1 protein-coding gene is annotated in these 1,302 nt (G+C 68.5%); it reads right to left on the bottom strand.

Going from position 1 to position 1,302, the window contains the following annotated elements:
• Nucleotides 1-1,302, bottom strand: a 1,302-nt coding sequence (locus ACGFSC_RS42840) for an amino acid adenylation domain-containing protein (protein WP_359915661.1), incomplete at both ends; no start/stop codon positions are given.

Below are 1,302 nucleotides of genomic sequence, written 5' to 3' on the forward strand. Positions count from 1 at the left end.
GGTGAGGGGGAGTTGGTCGAGGAGGACGAAGGTGCTGGGGGTCATGTAGTCGGGGAGGCTGCGGGCGCACCATGTCCGTAGTTCGGGCGTGTCGGGGCGGCGTTCGGCATTCTGGCCCGTTGCGCAGTAGGCGACGAGTCGTTTGGTTCCTGGGGTGTCCTCGCGTGCGAGTACGACGCAGGACGTGATGTCGGGGTGTTTCAGGAGTGTGGATTCGATTTCGCCGAGTTCGATGCGGTGGCCGCGGATTTTGACCTGGTGGTCGATGCGGCCGAGGTATTCGATGGTGCCGTCGGGCAGTCGGCGGACGAGGTCGCCGGTGCGGTAGACGCGGGCGCCCGGATCCGTTCGGACGGGGTGTGGGACGAAGCGTTCGGTGGTGAGTTCGGGGCGGTTGAGGTAGCCGCGGGCGAGGCCGGCTCCGCCGATCCAGAGTTCGCCGGGTACGCCGATGGGGGCGGGCCGGGCGGACTTGTTCATGACGAAGAGTTCGGTGTTGGCGATGGGGTGGCCGATGGTGACGGTGTGCGTTTCGGGTTCGATGTCGGCGGCCAGGGACCAGATGGTGGTCTCTGTGGGTCCGTAGAGGTTGGTGACGCGGTGGGCGCGGTTGGTGAGGCGGTGGGCGAGGTCGGGGGGCAGGGCTTCGCCGCCGGTGAGTATGTGCAGGTGGGTGGCCTGGTCGGGCAGTACGTCGACGAGTGTCTGCCAGACGGAGGGGGTGGCCTGCATGACGGTGATGCCGTGTCGGGTCAGGAGGGTGGCGAGTGCGTGGGGGTCGCGGGTCTGTTCCCTGTTCGCGAGTACCACGTGGGCCCCGGTGATCAGGGGTAGGTGGAGTTCGAGGTTGGAGATGTCGAAGGTGACGGTGGTGACGGAGAGCAGTCGGTCGTCGGCGGTGAAGGCGAGCCGGTCGCGCAGGGCGAGGAGGAGGTTGGTGAGTGCGCTGCGGGGGATCTCGACGCCCTTGGGTGTGCCGGTGGATCCCGAGGTGTGGATGACGTAGGCGAGGTCGTTGCCGGTGGCCTCGGTGGGCAGGTCGGTGTCGTTCTCGCGTGCCACCGCTGCGGCGTCGGCGTCGATGCTCACCAGGGTGGCGCCGGTGTCGGGCAGTCGTTCGCGCAGGCTCTCCTGGGTGACGACGACAGGTGCCGCTGTGTCGTGGAGCAGGAAGGTGAGGCGGTCGAGCGGGTATGCGGGGTCCAGGGGCACGTAGGCGCCGCCGGCCTTGAGAACGGCGAGCAGGGCGACGACCAGGTCGGGTCCGCGTTCGAGGCATACCGCGACCAGCGTGGCGGGGCC

The sequence above is a fragment of the Kitasatospora sp. NPDC048715 genome, assembly GCF_043198905.1.
Classification (GTDB): Bacteria; Actinomycetota; Actinomycetes; order Streptomycetales; family Streptomycetaceae; genus Kitasatospora; species Kitasatospora lactacystinica.